Here is a 14,903-nt window from a genome sequence, read left to right as displayed (position 1 = left end):
ATAGCCAGTTCTGACCCCATCACCTAAACCTCCTTTTCTGAACAACATTAGCTCTCCACTTTTTTATCAACATAAATGTCATATCTAGCATTACTTCTTTTACCAAAAAACTCCTCCTTAATCTTATGAGGATCAAATCCCTTTCTTTTAAGGTAACTATCATTTGCCATTTTTATATCTGGTTTCTTGTCAGAATCATTCTTATTACCGTCATCATCAGGCGGTAATCCTGAAGTCCCACCTGCCGCGATAGTCCCAGCACCTTCCGATACATCATTGTTATTTTGATGACCTTGTTTTTTATTAAGGTAATTATCATAATCTAAGTTATAAACTCTTAATACGTTTTCTTCAAGGAATTCATTTTCCATCGGATCCGCATAAGCGAGGCTAATAAGTTGTCTCTCATTTAATGTTAAGCTATTTAAAAAAGCTTCAGCGTCTTCAACACTTAACCCTCTTCGAACAAAAACATCTACAGGGTTAATAGTTACTTTTTCACCTATGTAAGATGGTTTAACTAAATCCCATAAATCAAGGAAATTAGTGTATTCCAGATATTTATTAATAGTGTTAAGGTCTATTTCGGATGCAGTTAATGTAAATTCAGCCAATGCGGCTGTTGTAATTATACTGTCGATAAGTTGCTTTTTACACGTTGGTGAGTGAAAACATTGCTCTATACCTTGTTTTGCTGCAAATGTCGCCATATTGTTATTCTCAACGGCATTTTTACCACCAGCAGCAAGAGCAGTAGCAGTAGGGGCGAGGGCACTGATTTGTTGTTTTTCATCATTATTATGTAAAAAATATTGAGGAGTCTATGCTGTTTAACATTATGTGAGTTGATGAGATTTAACTGTCTTTATTGTTGTGATTCCTTGGTAATAAGCTTATGTCACTAGCCTTGATTTCTGTGCCATCGCTACACCACGTTGTGGTCTACTTTTGGATAAATCAAGTTGATGTTTGAGGCGGTTAAAAAATTGATTGATTAAAGAAATTGTAGTCTGATATCTACAACTAATAAATTAGAAGTTAATTATGGTTAGGACCTATTCTAAGCTAAAATCAACCGTACACAAAACACACCCAGCCCATCACTAAGCGATTTTATACCGAGGGTTATATGCCACAAAGTCCAACCCCAGACCACAACTGACCATTAAAGGCAGGTGGCTGGAGCAGATAGGGTTTTATGTAGGCTGCCCTGTTATCATTAATATTGAGCAAGGCAAGTTAATTATTGAACTTGCGATGCAGATCTAAAAATAGATAAGAAGAGCCCCGTTGGTTAGGTGGGAGATTTACTATCTACCACCACTTAGGATAATTAATAAATTCATTTTTGATGACAGAGTAAACATCATCAGTAATTTTACTGCTATAATCTGCAGTCATAACATTTCCTTCAGGATCTCGTCTCTTAATTGACCATGCAAACTCTATGAACTCATTACTTTTTATTATCTTTATGATAAAAGTATCATCCATATCATTTAATATAGTGTTTTTTCCCTCATTAAGCCCTTTAGAGAATCGATCCCAGACGCTACATTCAATCCAAATTTCTCCACTATATGCTAAAAGATGAGTGAACTGATTTATATTAATATCAATTTTGAATTTAATTGACGGTAAATAATCATCTATTTCTATCTCATTAAAAATAATCTTGATAGGATCACTTAAATTAATACTCATTAATAGTTTCTACCATTTCCCTCATATTTTTCCATTCAATACTTTTTTCTTCTTATTTATTCTGTTTAAAGATAATTTCTTCAGTTCTGCAAGATAGTTTGCTAAGCTAAAGTGATTTAAATAAAGATTAATACTATGATAGAAATTGTAATGATGAACTATATCTTTTCACTTCATTAATAATAATAGCCAATTCCTTTTTAGAAATAATTATCTGTCTAATATTTGGTTTTTCTATATATTGCCAATATCGATCACCTTTATTATCCTCTTTAAGTTCATTATATTTAGCACCAAGAATTTTTATCATATCATCATTTGAAACAGCAAAGATAATGAAGCCTGAATCATTAATATTTTCTGTTGAAGCTTGATAACAATAGTTTTGATTAAAATTACTAGCTTCTTCCAAACCGATAGCTTCTGGTGAAATCATTCCTAACATTACTCTAAAAGCATCAGAAATATTCATATTAAATAATTCTTTATTTTCAGGATATGAAATTAGAGCATTAGATCTATCAATTAAAGAAGATATATCGACCCAAAGGCTCGATGTTTTTAATTCATCTGGAAAAAAGTAGCCATCAATACAAAAATGAAAAAGACCGTTTTTAAAACTGTCATTACTCCATTCTGGAATATACTCTATAATAACTGCAAAACGATACGGGTCACCAAAAATCATCCTATTTTCCCTTTACTCCTAATTGTTTCTTGATACCATATTGGAATATCATTTTTATTTAGTGGATTTTTTTTATCTCCAGTGCTACCAGACCAGTGATACACACCATTATTACTCGGTGAATATCTATGAATATTTCCTTCTGAGTCTATCCCATAACGATGTTTATTGCCATCTATAGATATAGAGCCTTCAAAAATTTCAAGTGAATTTTTCGGTTCAACTCCTGCATTAGGTCTAAATCCTTGAGCTCCCGGAGTATGCTTAGTATTTGATTCAATATTAAGCCCATTACTTGCGGTTGTTTTTTGCGGAATAGGTAATCTATTATCCGCAGTTAAAGCGTTATTTATCCAATCAGGATCTATTGGTTCATAACCCGGCAACGGAGGTAACGCTTCGGGGATTTGATTACCTCCTGTATGATTTGGAAACTCTATATTATCTAAACCACCACCGTGCCCTGTATGATTCGGACCTAATTCTTCTGGATCTAACGGTTCATAACCAGGTAATGGTGGTAATGGTTCTGGAATTGGATATCCTTCATTAAACGGCAAATTAGAAATACCTCCTGAAATAATACTATCTAAATCATTTGGTTGTCCAATAGGATTTTTAAAGCCTTTTTTTACTTCAATTAAGAGTATATCCGAAACGTCCCATACATACTTTTCGATAAGCTCGTTAATATTATCAATATTTATTTGTGATGCAGTTAATACAACGCCAGTGGCAGCTGCACCATTAATGATTAATTTAGTCGCTACATCTTTGCATTCAGGGTTTTGAAAACATAATTTAACTACCTGTTTGCTAGCCATTGAGGCAGCTCCATTATTTTCAACGGCATTTTTACCACCAGCAACGGCGGTGTTGATATCCTGAATATCACCACCACCGGCTGCCACAGCAAGGGCGGTAGCCAGTTGGGCGAGGGCGCTGATTTGTTGTTTTTCATCCTGGCTTAATTTATCTATAGATTTGCCCGGATAAAGTATACCGGCAATTATTTCAGCACCACGTTCAGAGGCTACAGCGCCTAGTCCTCCAGCAAGGGCTGAATTCCCTTGTAGCTCAGCAACAACAGCCCCCAGTATTGCATGGCAGACTGTGTTGGATATGTAATCGGTTTTTTTCTCTCCGGTTATCGGGTCGTAATGCTCTGTTTGCGATTTAATAATTGAGGCAATTTTAGGTGCTAATGCACCTGCAGCAGCACCGGTCATATCGCCAGAGATTAAACCATTAATGATATTGACCGCCATGTCGATACCTTGACGAGTATTGCTACCCATAGCGGACATACCATTGTCCATCGCCTTTTTATAGGCGTCTTCATAAATTTTTTGTTCTTGTTTCTCTGTTAACGGTGTTTGGGATTTTTGTTTTTCTTCCTCTACAGCTTTTTTCGCCTCTTCGGTCGCTTTAATGCGGTCGATGTTGTTAAGCATGGTTAATGTTTCACCACCAATCTCACTCACTAATCGGGTCTAGTCTATGATGCTTTGTTCTTTCTCTTTATCGAAGATGTGTTTGAGTTCATTATTGGCATGCTCAGTATCACGACTTAATCCCGCGATATCTTGCTTTTGTTCATTCTCATTGCGGATAATAATGGTGCCGTCTGACACAGCGGAGTGAGTTATCGACTGTTCATCGCTTTTTTATTATAACTAGCTTTATTTTCGATATGATTTTGATTAGTGGATAGTTGAAAAAGTGAGGAACTAAAGCCACAAGATGAGCTTAAGTTTGAGGCGGTCAAGCAGATGACTGCTGACGAGCAGAAGTCAGTTAAAGAGATTTTAGACGCCATGATTTTAAAGCATCAGGCTAAGCAGTTGATTGGTTGATTAAAACCGGGCGACTAAAGAAGAGAAGTTACACAAGACAGTAAATAACAGCGCAGGTTAACGGTGTACCACCACCGCTAACCTGCTAACCACAACTAACTATACTGGAGTTAACTATGGCTAAGACACATTCTAAGCTAAAATCAGCTACAGGCAAAGAGCCTGCATCGCAACCCAACGAACGGTTTTATACCATCGGCTACGTGCCACAAGGCACAAATCGCAACTCCAGACCACAACTGACCATTAAAGGTAAGTGGCTTGAACAGATAGGGTTTTGTGTGGGCTGCCCTGTTATCATTAAGATTGAACAGGGCAAGTTAGTGTTGGAAATTGAAAAGTAAATCTTATAGTTAATTTAAATTTAGTTAGTTCTATGAAGTAGATCACAGAACTATAAAAAATTTATAAATAATCACCAATTTTCTTTAGCATTTAAAATTGTTTCTTTAAAAAAAATACCAAAATCATCAGCTATTTTGTGCAACTTATCACTTTTCTTAGATGCCCCAGGTTCCCAATAAACAATAGGTGCATTATGGGGATCACGGCAATCAATAGCATAATAATCACCATCTCCACCAAAATAGACAATTACCAAATATTCAGGTAAATCTGATTCTTTTCTTTCTTTTAATGTCAACCATATAGCATTAGGTATACCAGAATTTATGAAATCAGCTTTTGTTATCCCAAAAAATTCTTGACCATATATATCCCCACATCCAAGATTTTCTAAAAAATAACAATAACTATCTGGGAATTTAATATTTAAAGCAGTTTCAGCAGCTAAAATTAAACTAAGATCCTTATGCCCATCAAAATCTGCGTTTTCTGTATCTTGTTCAATCAAAGCTATTGTATCTTTCACATCATTTACACTCATGAAATCACCTATTGTTTAAAATCATTTGCTCTATTTTTCCAATAATTAGAGCGCCATTTGTTAAACTGGTTACGATTTATTCCCGAAGGAATAGTATTTGGATTAATATGAATTCTATCACTATATTGTTGATGGAATGATTGTGTAACTTCCGCTATAGCCCCATCTTGCCTTTGAATCATATGATGCAAATTGACTGATCTACCATCACTTCCTATAGGAGCTAATCCATTTGCCATACGTTCTAAATTTGTTCCTGTCACTGTTTTACCGTTTACCTTCCATGAACTCTAGACCACATCTGACCATTAAAGGCAGGTGGCTGGAGCAATTTGGTTTTTATGTTCGTCCGCTGCCCTGTTATCATTAAGATTGAACAGGGCAAGTATTTTACTCAGAAATTAAATCATACATATGTTTAATGCTAATATCATTAGTATCCATTTTTAATTCGTTACAAATACTAATTGCAATATCATATTCTTTCTTTGTAATAGGAACTTCGTATTCACTAATATGATCACAAATTGTCTCAAAAGCTAACCCTCTTTCATTGCAATCAACATAATAAATAGCATCTTGTAAAAGATCGTTATTTAAGCGATTTTTAAATAATTCACCAAATTCTCTAATTTTATTATCTAAATATTGCATTTTTTACCTTTATTTTATTGGTTTATAAGTATTTTGGACAGGAGCTTTGTCAGGAAATGCTGTTATTATTTTTCCATTTGCTGGCTGATAGACAACTCTAATTCTTACACCATCGCGAACCTCATAAGAAACCCACTTTGCAGGTTTACCTTTTCCCGTGTAAATACCGCCAGTACTTGTTTGTGCATACCATTGTGTATTAGGTGATATCGCAATATCGCCTATTTCATGGACAATTTTATCAGCAGACCAATCTTTAGGAAAAGTTGATTTACCAAGATTTCCTGAGTAAATGTGCTCCTAACAGGTTAGAAGTTAATTATTATTGAATGACTAAAATATAATCTTAACTAAAATCAACCAAAGACAAAGTACTAGCATCACAACCTAACGAACGATTTAAACCGATGAGCCACAAGGCACAAAGCCCAACCCCAACCCCAACCCCAACCCCAAACGCAAACCCAAACCATAACTGGCCATTAAAGGCAAGTTGCTGGAACAGATAAGGTTTTATGTAGGCTGCCCAGTTATCATTAAGATTGAGCAGAACAAGTTGATTGTTGAACTTGCTATATAGTTCTAAAAAATAATAAAAGATCCCCCTACTGGTTAGGCGGGGGTTATTCATTAGTAGATGGTTTCACACTGTATGCTAGATAGTTTTATATTTCTTAAAAAACCACTCATTTTATCTAGATACCAATTAAAATCTGGAATATCTTGCCCAGATAAATACTGACGATTTATTGACAATGACATAGATAAATAATTAGGGTAAATTAATAAATTACCTCCTGATTCATTATCATAAACCATCACTATACCGATTTTATTCATAATATTATGAGAGTTTATAAACTCATCTAAATTGAACAGGTTCACGTCCATATTCAGCCAGTCATAATCATCAATATCATTTGACGATAGATAAGTAACTATATTTTGATAATAAATATTCCAGCCATTATTTATTAGGCACTTTAATATCTCTTTAGGAGAATATTCTTGTGCAAAATTTATATCTATACTGACTTGCATTCCCATATTAATACTCCTTAAACGGTATGTTTTTCGATGTTAACCAATCTTTAACATGCTGAGGGATAGGTGTGTTAGAATGCACTTCAAAAGAAGCACCGTTTTGCTTGGCAATACTCGCATTAGATACCACATCGGATTTGAATTTCTCAAATCCTTTACTACCTGCCTGAGCATGGTCTTGCCAATAGCGTCCTGATTTAGCCTCATACCAGATTGAATTATTTGGACCATAAGCGCCATCAAACTCTCGCCCTTTATATGTAAAGCTACCTTTACCACCTAAAGTTTGATTCAAATAATTTTCAAAATCCTTATCGACAAGTCCTTGAGCACTATTCGTCCCCTGTCCACCCAGACTTTCATTTTTAGCTTGACTAGCTGCTAATCCGTTCTTAATTTGTTCAATTTCTTTTTGTATTAATTTATTGGCAGAAGAAGCAAGTTTATTAGTTAGATTTATCCGACCTTTGGCAGAGGCAAGCCAAGATGCAGCATTAAATAGTAAATCGCCATCAGCTTCTGATATATTCAATAATTTAGCAAGTCCCTTGCCGGTTTGGGTTGTATAACTTTTACCGTCAATAAAAAAACTTATAAGAGTAGTTATTATGGCTGACGCACATTCTAAGCTAAAATCATCCACAGGCAAAACATCAGCGTCCACTACGAACACAAAGCCGCACAGGCTCGCACCCACTACAGCAACCCCCCTGCGCTGCACCTTAAAGGCGATTGGTTAGAAGCGGTAGGATTTGCAACAGGGCAAACGGTTACCATTACTGCTAAAAAGGCAAGTTAATTGTCCAACTTGCGAAGTAGATCGCATTGTTGGTAAATAATTAGTTCAGTTCTGCGATAGGAATCACAGAACTGGAATGATAGATATTAGTCTTCTAAAATAACATCTTTATCTTCCGGAAAAGGAGTTATGATCTGATATAAATTAGATGTTAAATTAATATTCATTTCATCAATTAAATAATTATATAGATTGAATTCATAAGTTGAGATTTTGGTTAAAAGCATATTCTTAATTTCTAACAAAGATTCATTCAATTTTTCAGGAATTAAACTATAAACATCCTCTAATTCAGTACCTAACCATATTGATTTAATAATAGAATAATCTATCCCTACCTTTTCTAAGTTAGATGCAACTCCTGGTGAGAAGAAAATTTTCTCAGCTTCATCAATACTAATTTTTTTATTTAAAATAGCTTCAATCACCCCTAAAAGGGTAATTGATAAAAAATACTCTATCTCATCTATTTTACTCGTAGTCAATTCTAGCTTCATTACTTTAGACTCCACCCTGGTTTTACTTTAACATTAAATACTCGACCACTTTGACTTTGAAAATAATGGATTGAAACTCTATTTCCCGATGAATCATATCCATTTTGGTACACTTTTTTCCATTGTCCTTGTTCAATTTTTCTTAGATTTTCTAAAGCTTGCCCGTTATTTACATTATGTTTTGTTGTACCATTCTGAACACCTCTGAACCCTTTTGGATAATTAGGTGAATCCTTGATTGAATTATAAGTATGCTTAATTTCATTAGGATCTTTTGAAGCATTATTTTGAGTATTATTATTATTTTTATCTCGGTTACTATTATCATCGTCATCATCAGGCGGTAATCCTGAAGTCCCACCTGCCGCGATAGTCCCAGCACCTTCCGATACATCATTGTTATTTTGATGACCTTGTTTTTTATTAAGGTAATTATCATAATGTAAGTTATAAACTCTTAATACGTTTTCTTCAAGAAATTCATTTCCCATTGGATCCGCATAAGCGAGGCTAATAAGTTGTCTCTCATTAAATGTTAAGCTATTTAAAAAAGCTTCAGCGTCTTCAACACTTAACCCTCTTGGAACAAGAACATCTACAGGGTTAATAGTTACTTTTTCACCAATGTAAGATGGTTTAACTAAATCCCATAAATCAGGGAAATTAGTGTATTCCAGATATTTATTAATAGTGTTAAGGTCTATTTCGGATGCAGTTAATGTTACTCCAGCCAATGCGGCTAATTATATAGTCGGTGAGTTACTTTTTACACGTTGGTGAGTGAAAACATTGCTCTATACCTTGTTTTGCTGCAAATGTCGCCATATTGTTATTCTAAACGGCATTTTTACCACCGGAAGCAAGAGCGGTAGGGGCGAGGGCACTGATTTGTTGTTTTTCATCATTATTATGTAAAAAACATTGAGGAGTCTATGCTGTTTAACATTATGTGAGTTGATGAGATTTAACTGTCTTTATTGTTGTGATTCCTTGGTAATAAGCTTATGTCACTAGCCTTGATTTCTGTGCCATAGCTACACCACGTTGTGGTCTACTTTTGGGTAAATCAAGTTGATGTTTGAGGTGGTTAAAAAATTGATTGATTAAAGAAATTGTAGTCTGATACCTGCAACTAATTAATTAGAATTTAATTATATGGTTAGGACCTATTCTATTCTACGCTAAAATCAACCGTACGCAAAAAACACTCAGCCCATCACTGAACGATTTTATACTGAGGGTTATATGCCACAAAGTCCAACCCCAGACCACAACTGACCATTAAAGGCAGGTGGCTGGAGCAATTTGGTTTTTATGTGGGCAGCCCTGTTATCGTTAAGATTGAACAGGGTAAGTTAATTATTGAACTTGAAGCAAGTTTAAAAAGTAATAAAAGCTCCGCCGTTTAAATGCTCGTAGTAGCTTAGGCAATCATTCGTCGATAGTTGATATGTTAAATCTATATTTATCAGGAAGGCAGCGGGGATAACTATCCAATATTACTCCCCAAGGAGTAAATTCTAAATAAAATTTACCGCTATTCCATAAACAGAGCTTACAGAGAACAAATATTTCTTTTAAGTGATTACACATTTTATTGTCATTTTCAGAATGGGCCTCATCCAAAACGGTTTCAAGATCATCCATTAACATATTAATATCTTGGGGCTCTTTAAATACAGAAGATGAAGCATCATCAATATTCCATAGTATTTTGAATTTTCCTGACTCACCTTCTCTTTCTAAGTAACGCCCATTATTTTTGTGAAACGTTCGATATAATACTAAATCATCATCTTCATTATTTTCACGGATTTTTTAAATTAATCAGTGTTATAGTTATCCTTTTAAATTACAATTTACCCGGAAATGTGTTTATCAAATTCCCTTTCCTATCAGTGATAATAGTTATAACCGAAGTTTTCTTTCCACTTTGATCAAAGCCTATTGGTTTACCTACATCCACTTGTCGTACAAATTTATTTGTTTCAACCTTTCCTCCTATTTGAATTGGATTATAAACAGGTTTATTAACAATATCAGGGCGTTGTAAAAGTGCTTTAACTTGATCATTTTCAATATGATTAAATCAAAGACAGACAGATAAATTAATTATTTTATTAACGTTAAAAATTTAGTAACAATAAAAGGCTGCAATCTTATTTCAACCTCCGTTCTTGTATCTTCAAGTACAACCTCCGTCATTAGGTACTCGCCATCTACATCTTTTACTATCTTAAAATATTCTACCCCCTCAATTAAATTGTGTGCTATTTTTTTCTGTTTAAGCTCTATAACTGTTTGTATCCAACCTTCAGTTGCACTAAACGAAAAAGTCAGAGACATTTCATTTTGATCAGTATATTTGTATGCAAAGTGCAAATCCTTTGCATTTTGAAAAATAGGCTCTCCCTCAAAAAAAGCCAACAAATCTATTTCATCTGGAAAAGATCGAATAAACATTTATTTTTTTCCTTCTTTTGGAATTGTTGTTACAAATCTACGAGAACCATCTGGCATAATTTCAAATGACGTATGTAATATAGTACCCTTTCCAGAAGGCCCCATTAAAAAAGATTCTCTAACTTCAAAACTCTGAGAACCTTTTTTATAAGTATCAATAACATTACCTTTTGTATTTATTACTTTATTAAAGTGTTCTGTTAATACTGCTGTACCTGATTCATTGGTCTGTAGCCCAAGCCGTCTCATCATTTGGGATAATTGAGTTGAACGAGCAGTATTATGTGATCCGCTATTTACTTTGCCATAAAGATAATCAAATTTATTTGGATCTATTTCAAGCTTCGTCCCATTTCCAGCCAGACTATCATTTTTAGCTTGATTAGCAGCTAATCCGTTCTTAATTTGCTCAATTTCTTTTTGTGTTAATTTATTGGCAGAAGAAGCAAGTTTATTAGTTAGATTTATCCCACCTTTGGCAGAGGCAAGCCCAGATGCAGCATTAAATAGTAAATCACCATCAGCTTCTGATATATCTAATAATTAAGCAAGTCCCTTGCTGGTTTGGGTTGTATAACTTTTACCGTCAATAAAAAACCTCATAGGAGTAGTTATTATGGCTGACGCACATTCTAAGCTAAAATCAACCCCAGACAAAGCACTGGCACTACAACCTACTGAGCGGTTTTATACCGACGTACCACAAGGTACAAAGCCCAGACCCAACTGACTATTAAAGGTAGATGGCTGGAGCAGATAAGGTTTTATACAGGTAGCCTTGTTATCATTAAGATTGAACAGGGTAAGTTGGTGGTTGAACTTGATTTGCAAGTTTAAAAATAAATAGTTGATTTTCCCCGCTACTATGTAGGGATTTTTAATGAATAACTATGTTGTATGAGGATAATTTATAGAGCAATTCGCACTAACTAAGGACAAGTCTACCCAACCTTGCATTTTCAAATAATATAGCCCATTATCAAGGTTCTTTGATATTTCAAGTTCACCGATATATGCAGGTAAAATATCCTTTTCATCGATGTTATTTTGATATTGTAATGTAATGATGTTATTTATATTGATGGTACAAACTTCGCTACCATTATCCATATTTAAAATTTCAATAATAACTTCGTTTTTATCTAACTCAATAGAAAACATAGATAAATTAACATCAACCAACTTTAAATAATGATCTTTCATATATTATTTGTCCTTATTGATAACATGATTAGTAGAATGACTTTGATCTTCTCACCATTACCGCTAAAAAGGGCAAATTAATTGTCCAACTTGACAAGTAGATTACCTAATAAAAAGGTAGTTTATTGTGAACTCACTACCTAAGTCCATTCTAAAGAACCATCATCCAGAACCCAGACGGCTTCTGCCGGACAAGAATCATCAAAAAACCAATAATCATCCATTAATTTTTGTTTATCAAACATTCCATCTGCCGTTTTTGGAAAAGCGTCATAAAATAATTTTATTTGATCGTCTATTGAACCCGATAGAAGATGTCCATTTTTTGCTAACTTAAGACGACCTTCTTTTAGTAATCTATGAACAAAATAAAAAAATAATGCTTTTCTTTTTGGGAATGGAATCTCGTTTCCAGTAAACTCTGAAGATAAAACCAATTCTGGAGAAATACAATTCCATAACCCATTAAATGCTCTTAGTTCTGACCAATCAACAACCGTTCTAAAATCATTCTCGTTTATCATACTTTTTCCTATTTAAATTTAATTTCTGCTCCAGTTCTTAATCCTTTATGTAAATTTGTCAAGGTTGTGTTATTTTTTATATCAATAGTCCAACAGCCCGTATTTGAATTCGATACATGCTTTAATGTAATATGAGTTCCATCTTGAAGACGTGCGGTATAAATACCATCTTTAATCTTCGTCAAAGGTTGTCCAGTTAATTCCTCTGCATAATTATATATTAGTTTATCTGACAAATTTTGGCTTTCATAAATTCGAGTAGTGTAACGATTTCCACCATTTTGTATCTTTATTATAAATGTCTTTTAACTCATCAAATCCTTTTTGTTGCTTTTCATTTTGATATTTTTCGTTATTTTTTGTAAAAATTATTGAGAAGTCTATACTGTTTAATATTATATGAGTTATTGAGATTTAACAGTCTTCATTGTTGTTATTCATTGGTAATAAGGCTATGTCATTAGTCTTGATTTCTGTGCTATAGCTACCAACGCTGTGGTCTACTTTGGGATAGCTTAAATTGATGTTTGAGGTGGTTAAGAAATTGGTTGATTAAAGAAATTGTAGTCTGCTATCTACAACTAATTAATTATAGATAAGGCATATTCTAATTTCAAATCAACCCCAGACCACAACTGACGATTAAAGGCAGGTGGCTGGAGCAGATAATCTCTTATGTGGGATGCTCTGTTATCATTAAAATTGAACAGGGCAAGTTGCTGATAGAAATTGATTCGCAAGTTTAAAAATAAATAATAAAAGATCCCCCGCTTGTTAAGGCGGGAAATAAGAAATTATTTATTGGGATTTATATATAAAAATCTATTATCTAAATCCAAACCGAGTAAATCAACAATATGAAGTACTTTGTTATATTCGTCTTCACTAATTTTCACATCAAAATCTGCAATATGATCACACAATGTTTCAAAAGCCAAAACATTTTCGGAATGATTAATATAATCCAAAGCATAATCTATTAACTCAGGATCTATCCTATCTTTTAAAGAATTACCAAATTCTTTTATACAATTGTTAACTAACATAATTATTTAACCTTTATAACTTTTTACTTAATTGGTTTATAATGAGAAGGAACTGGCGCCTTGTCCGGAAACGCCGTTATTATTTTTCCATTTGCTCGTTCATAAATAACTCTAATACGTACCCCATCTCTAATTTCGTATGCAGCCCATCTTGCAGGATTTCCTGCTTTAGTATAAAGACCACCAGTTCCACTCTGTGCATACCATTGTGTATTAGGCGATGTAGCAATATCCCCTATTTCATGGACAATTTTATCTGCAGACCAATCTTTAGGAAAAGTTGATTTACCGGGATTTCCTGGGTACATGTGCCCCCCACTGGTTGGTCCATCACCATATAATATATGCTGCTTAGTTTCTGGTGATAAAATATCAACGTATTTCTGATTTTCAGGCGATATTTTTGCACTCGTCCCCTGTCCGGCAAGACTATCATTTTTAGCTTGATTAGCAGCTAATCCGTTCTTAATTTGCTCAATTTCTTTTTGTGTTAATTTATTGGCAGAAGAAGCAAGTTTATTAGTTAGATTTATCCCACCTTTGGCAGAGGTAAGCCCAGATGCAGCATTAAATAGTAAATCGCCATCAGCTTCTGGTATATCCAATAATTTAGCAAGTTCCTTGCCGGTTTGAGTTGTATGATTTTCACCGTCAATAAAAACCCTTATAGGAGTAGTTATTATGGCTAACTCACATTCTAAGTTAAAATCAAACGCATGCAAAGAACCCGCACAACCCCTTGCCGAGCGATTTTATACCATCGGTTACACACTGAATCTGGGCAGACTTAACCCCAGACCGCAACGGACCATTAAAGGCAAGTGGCTGGAGCAGATAAGGTTTTATAGAAGCAGCCTTGTTATTATTAAGGTTGAACTGGGTAAGTTAGTGGTAGAGATTGATTTGAAACTTTAAAACGATATAAAAGAACTCTATCTATTTTAATTGGCTATTTTCATAATTTATTTAATAATGATCTTAATTCTAAATTTTGGCTAATAAACTATTTAATCTCCATTAATCCATACTTGTTCGACCCAATCTGCAAGATCTTCCCAAGAATCATTGCTATAGCCATCTGGTGTCCAATAATGTACTTTACCATTTGGAAGTAAACAATAATAGCTACCATTATCCTCACATATTGGTAGCCAATCTTCAGGTAAACCTAGCTCCCTTGCTTCATTCAATACTAATGATAATTCAGAAGGATATTTTTTTTCTTTTGTTACTAATAATAATTCAATTGTTCCATAAAAGATATTATCTGCTTCTTTAAGAAGCTTTCTGTAATCTTTTGGAAAACAAAAGTTAATTTCTTTCTCATAATTATCAAGCAAATTATCATCAGGAAGAGGGGCATTAATTACCTCTCCATTTGATAATTTTTTTAAAAGTTCAATAACGTTATTTAGATCACTCATTGATACTCCCATTATTTAAAATCATTTGCTCTATTTTTCCAATAATTAGAGCGCCATTTGTTAAACTGGTTACGATTTATTCCCGAAGGAATAGTATTTGGATTAATATGAATTT

At 34.0% G+C, this 14,903-nt stretch carries 28 protein-coding genes and 2 pseudogenes; 8 read left to right on the top strand and 22 right to left on the bottom strand.

Annotation, left to right across the window (positions count from 1 at the left end):
• Window positions 1-47: 47 nt before the first annotated feature.
• A complete protein-coding gene (locus tag J3U24_RS06345) occupies window positions 48-710 on the bottom strand; it encodes a hypothetical protein (protein ID WP_267337301.1) in 663 nt (220 codons plus the stop codon).
• A gap of 400 nt (window positions 711-1,110) precedes the next feature.
• Between J3U24_RS06345 and J3U24_RS11610 the strand changes: the two genes are divergently transcribed.
• Window positions 1,111-1,269, top strand: coding sequence for a SymE family type I addiction module toxin (locus J3U24_RS11610; RefSeq protein WP_416380725.1), 159 nt, complete (start codon window positions 1,111-1,113; stop codon window positions 1,267-1,269).
• A 45-nt stretch (window positions 1,270-1,314) separates the two neighbouring features.
• On the opposite strand, the gene J3U24_RS06340 is transcribed toward J3U24_RS11610, so the two are convergent.
• The 4 genes from J3U24_RS06340 to J3U24_RS06325 form a co-directional block, all read right to left on the bottom strand.
• Entirely contained in the window at window positions 1,315-1,704 is a 390-nt protein-coding gene (locus tag J3U24_RS06340) for a hypothetical protein (RefSeq protein ID WP_086361260.1), read from the bottom strand.
• Window positions 1,705-1,837: 133 nt separating this feature from the next.
• Entirely contained in the window at window positions 1,838-2,392 is a 555-nt protein-coding gene (locus J3U24_RS06335) for an immunity 42 family protein (RefSeq protein WP_267337303.1), read from the bottom strand.
• Window positions 2,389-3,876 carry a VENN motif pre-toxin domain-containing protein gene (locus J3U24_RS06330; RefSeq protein ID WP_267337304.1) on the bottom strand — a complete coding sequence of 496 codons (1,488 nt, stop codon included), beginning with the start codon at window positions 3,874-3,876 and terminating at the stop codon, window positions 2,389-2,391. The genes J3U24_RS06335 and J3U24_RS06330 overlap by 4 nt, the downstream gene beginning before the upstream one ends.
• Window positions 3,877-3,885: 9 nt before the next feature.
• Window positions 3,886-4,026, bottom strand: coding sequence for a hypothetical protein (locus J3U24_RS06325; RefSeq protein WP_267337306.1), 141 nt, complete (start codon window positions 4,024-4,026; stop codon window positions 3,886-3,888).
• A gap of 93 nt (window positions 4,027-4,119) precedes the next feature.
• Between J3U24_RS06325 and J3U24_RS11605 the strand changes: the two are divergent.
• Both J3U24_RS11605 and J3U24_RS06320 read left to right on the top strand, forming a co-directional pair.
• Window positions 4,120-4,248 (top strand): annotated as a pseudogene (locus J3U24_RS11605) (transcriptional regulator); the annotation flags it as partial.
• 116 nt (window positions 4,249-4,364) lie between these two features.
• A complete protein-coding gene (locus J3U24_RS06320) occupies window positions 4,365-4,592 on the top strand; it encodes a SymE family type I addiction module toxin (protein ID WP_267337308.1) in 228 nt (75 codons plus the stop codon).
• Between the two features lie 71 nt (window positions 4,593-4,663).
• Here the strand turns inward: J3U24_RS06320 and J3U24_RS06315 are convergent, their stop codons facing one another.
• From J3U24_RS06315 to J3U24_RS06285, 7 genes and pseudogenes are all read right to left on the bottom strand, one after another.
• Window positions 4,664-5,134 carry an SMI1/KNR4 family protein gene (locus tag J3U24_RS06315; protein ID WP_267337310.1) on the bottom strand — a complete coding sequence of 157 codons (471 nt, stop codon included), beginning with the start codon at window positions 5,132-5,134 and terminating at the stop codon, window positions 4,664-4,666.
• An 8-nt stretch (window positions 5,135-5,142) separates the two neighbouring features.
• On the bottom strand, window positions 5,143-5,397 hold the full coding sequence (locus tag J3U24_RS06310) for an HNH/ENDO VII family nuclease (protein WP_267337311.1): 255 nt from the start codon (window positions 5,395-5,397) through the stop codon (window positions 5,143-5,145).
• 127 nt (window positions 5,398-5,524) lie between these two features.
• Complete coding sequence (locus tag J3U24_RS06305) at window positions 5,525-5,788, bottom strand: MafI family immunity protein (RefSeq protein ID WP_267337312.1); 264 nt, start codon at window positions 5,786-5,788, stop codon at window positions 5,525-5,527.
• Window positions 5,789-5,797: 9 nt separating this feature from the next.
• A pseudogene (locus J3U24_RS11600) lies at window positions 5,798-6,073 on the bottom strand (EndoU domain-containing protein); the annotation flags it as partial.
• A 61-nt stretch (window positions 6,074-6,134) separates the two neighbouring features.
• Complete coding sequence (locus tag J3U24_RS06295; RefSeq protein ID WP_267337314.1) at window positions 6,135-6,419, bottom strand: hypothetical protein; 285 nt, start codon at window positions 6,417-6,419, stop codon at window positions 6,135-6,137.
• Window positions 6,419-6,835: a hypothetical protein gene (locus J3U24_RS06290; protein WP_267337315.1), complete on the bottom strand. Its 417-nt coding sequence runs from the start codon at window positions 6,833-6,835 to the stop codon at window positions 6,419-6,421. The genes J3U24_RS06295 and J3U24_RS06290 overlap by 1 nt, the downstream gene beginning before the upstream one ends.
• Before the next feature lies 1 nt (window position 6,836).
• The gene (locus J3U24_RS06285; protein WP_267346979.1) at window positions 6,837-7,496 is read right to left on the bottom strand and encodes a hypothetical protein; all 660 of its coding nucleotides are present in this window, start codon (window positions 7,494-7,496) and stop codon (window positions 6,837-6,839) included.
• On the opposite strand from J3U24_RS06285, the gene J3U24_RS11535 reads away from it, so the two are divergent.
• Window positions 7,467-7,631 carry a SymE family type I addiction module toxin gene (locus J3U24_RS11535; protein WP_324123770.1) on the top strand — a complete coding sequence of 55 codons (165 nt, stop codon included), beginning with the start codon at window positions 7,467-7,469 and terminating at the stop codon, window positions 7,629-7,631. The genes J3U24_RS06285 and J3U24_RS11535 overlap by 30 nt on opposite strands.
• Before the next feature lie 86 nt (window positions 7,632-7,717).
• Here J3U24_RS11535 and J3U24_RS06280 read toward each other — a convergent pair whose 3' ends face one another.
• Both J3U24_RS06280 and J3U24_RS06275 read right to left on the bottom strand, forming a co-directional pair.
• Window positions 7,718-8,128, bottom strand: a complete 411-nt coding sequence (locus J3U24_RS06280; RefSeq protein WP_267337317.1) for a DUF3969 family protein — start codon at window positions 8,126-8,128, stop codon at window positions 7,718-7,720.
• On the bottom strand, window positions 8,128-8,862 hold the full coding sequence (locus tag J3U24_RS06275; RefSeq protein WP_267337318.1) for a hypothetical protein: 735 nt from the start codon (window positions 8,860-8,862) through the stop codon (window positions 8,128-8,130). The genes J3U24_RS06280 and J3U24_RS06275 overlap by 1 nt, the downstream gene beginning before the upstream one ends.
• A 540-nt stretch (window positions 8,863-9,402) precedes the next feature.
• Here J3U24_RS06275 and J3U24_RS11595 point away from each other — a divergent pair.
• Window positions 9,403-9,537: a SymE family type I addiction module toxin gene (locus J3U24_RS11595; RefSeq protein ID WP_416380724.1), complete on the top strand. Its 135-nt coding sequence runs from the start codon at window positions 9,403-9,405 to the stop codon at window positions 9,535-9,537.
• 703 nt (window positions 9,538-10,240) lie between these two features.
• Here J3U24_RS11595 and J3U24_RS06270 read toward each other — a convergent pair.
• Complete coding sequence (locus J3U24_RS06270) at window positions 10,241-10,591, bottom strand: hypothetical protein (RefSeq protein WP_065798469.1); 351 nt, start codon at window positions 10,589-10,591, stop codon at window positions 10,241-10,243.
• Window positions 10,592-10,843, bottom strand: coding sequence for a hypothetical protein (locus J3U24_RS06265; protein ID WP_267337319.1), 252 nt, complete (start codon window positions 10,841-10,843; stop codon window positions 10,592-10,594).
• 474 nt (window positions 10,844-11,317) lie between these two features.
• Between J3U24_RS06265 and J3U24_RS11590 the strand changes: the two genes are divergently transcribed.
• On the top strand, window positions 11,318-11,428 hold the full coding sequence (locus J3U24_RS11590; protein WP_416380723.1) for a SymE family type I addiction module toxin: 111 nt from the start codon (window positions 11,318-11,320) through the stop codon (window positions 11,426-11,428).
• 51 nt (window positions 11,429-11,479) lie between these two features.
• Here J3U24_RS11590 and J3U24_RS06260 read toward each other — a convergent pair whose 3' ends face one another.
• Window positions 11,480-11,794: a hypothetical protein gene (locus J3U24_RS06260; protein ID WP_267337320.1), complete on the bottom strand. Its 315-nt coding sequence runs from the start codon at window positions 11,792-11,794 to the stop codon at window positions 11,480-11,482.
• A 140-nt stretch (window positions 11,795-11,934) separates the two neighbouring features.
• Entirely contained in the window at window positions 11,935-12,318 is a 384-nt protein-coding gene (locus J3U24_RS06255; protein WP_267337321.1) for a DUF596 domain-containing protein, read from the bottom strand.
• Between the two features lie 617 nt (window positions 12,319-12,935).
• Here J3U24_RS06255 and J3U24_RS11585 point away from each other — a divergent pair.
• Entirely contained in the window at window positions 12,936-13,064 is a 129-nt protein-coding gene (locus J3U24_RS11585; RefSeq protein ID WP_416380492.1) for a SymE family type I addiction module toxin, read from the top strand.
• Between the two features lie 48 nt (window positions 13,065-13,112).
• On the opposite strand, the gene J3U24_RS06250 is transcribed toward J3U24_RS11585, so the two are convergent.
• Entirely contained in the window at window positions 13,113-13,364 is a 252-nt protein-coding gene (locus J3U24_RS06250; RefSeq protein WP_220218600.1) for a MafI family immunity protein, read from the bottom strand.
• Between the two features lie 23 nt (window positions 13,365-13,387).
• Window positions 13,388-13,969 (bottom strand): EndoU domain-containing protein, encoded by a 582-nt coding sequence (locus J3U24_RS11530; protein WP_324123769.1) that lies wholly within the window; start codon window positions 13,967-13,969, stop codon window positions 13,388-13,390.
• 76 nt (window positions 13,970-14,045) lie between these two features.
• Here J3U24_RS11530 and J3U24_RS06240 point away from each other — a divergent pair, with 76 nt between their 5' ends.
• Window positions 14,046-14,279: a SymE family type I addiction module toxin gene (locus J3U24_RS06240; RefSeq protein ID WP_267337322.1), complete on the top strand. Its 234-nt coding sequence runs from the start codon at window positions 14,046-14,048 to the stop codon at window positions 14,277-14,279.
• A gap of 92 nt (window positions 14,280-14,371) precedes the next feature.
• On the opposite strand, the gene J3U24_RS06235 is transcribed toward J3U24_RS06240, so the two are convergent.
• The gene (locus tag J3U24_RS06235) at window positions 14,372-14,788 is read right to left on the bottom strand and encodes an SMI1/KNR4 family protein (RefSeq protein ID WP_267337323.1); all 417 of its coding nucleotides are present in this window, start codon (window positions 14,786-14,788) and stop codon (window positions 14,372-14,374) included.
• Between the two features lie 11 nt (window positions 14,789-14,799).
• Window positions 14,800-14,901, bottom strand: a complete 102-nt coding sequence (locus tag J3U24_RS11580; RefSeq protein ID WP_416380722.1) for an HNH/ENDO VII family nuclease — start codon at window positions 14,899-14,901, stop codon at window positions 14,800-14,802.
• Window positions 14,902-14,903 lie beyond the last annotated feature (2 nt).

Origin of the sequence: Gilliamella sp. B2785 (assembly GCF_026537005.1) — a bacterium.
GTDB lineage: Bacteria > Pseudomonadota > Gammaproteobacteria > Enterobacterales > Orbaceae > Gilliamella > Gilliamella apicola_E.
This window is presented reverse-complemented; position numbering and strand designations above follow the sequence as displayed.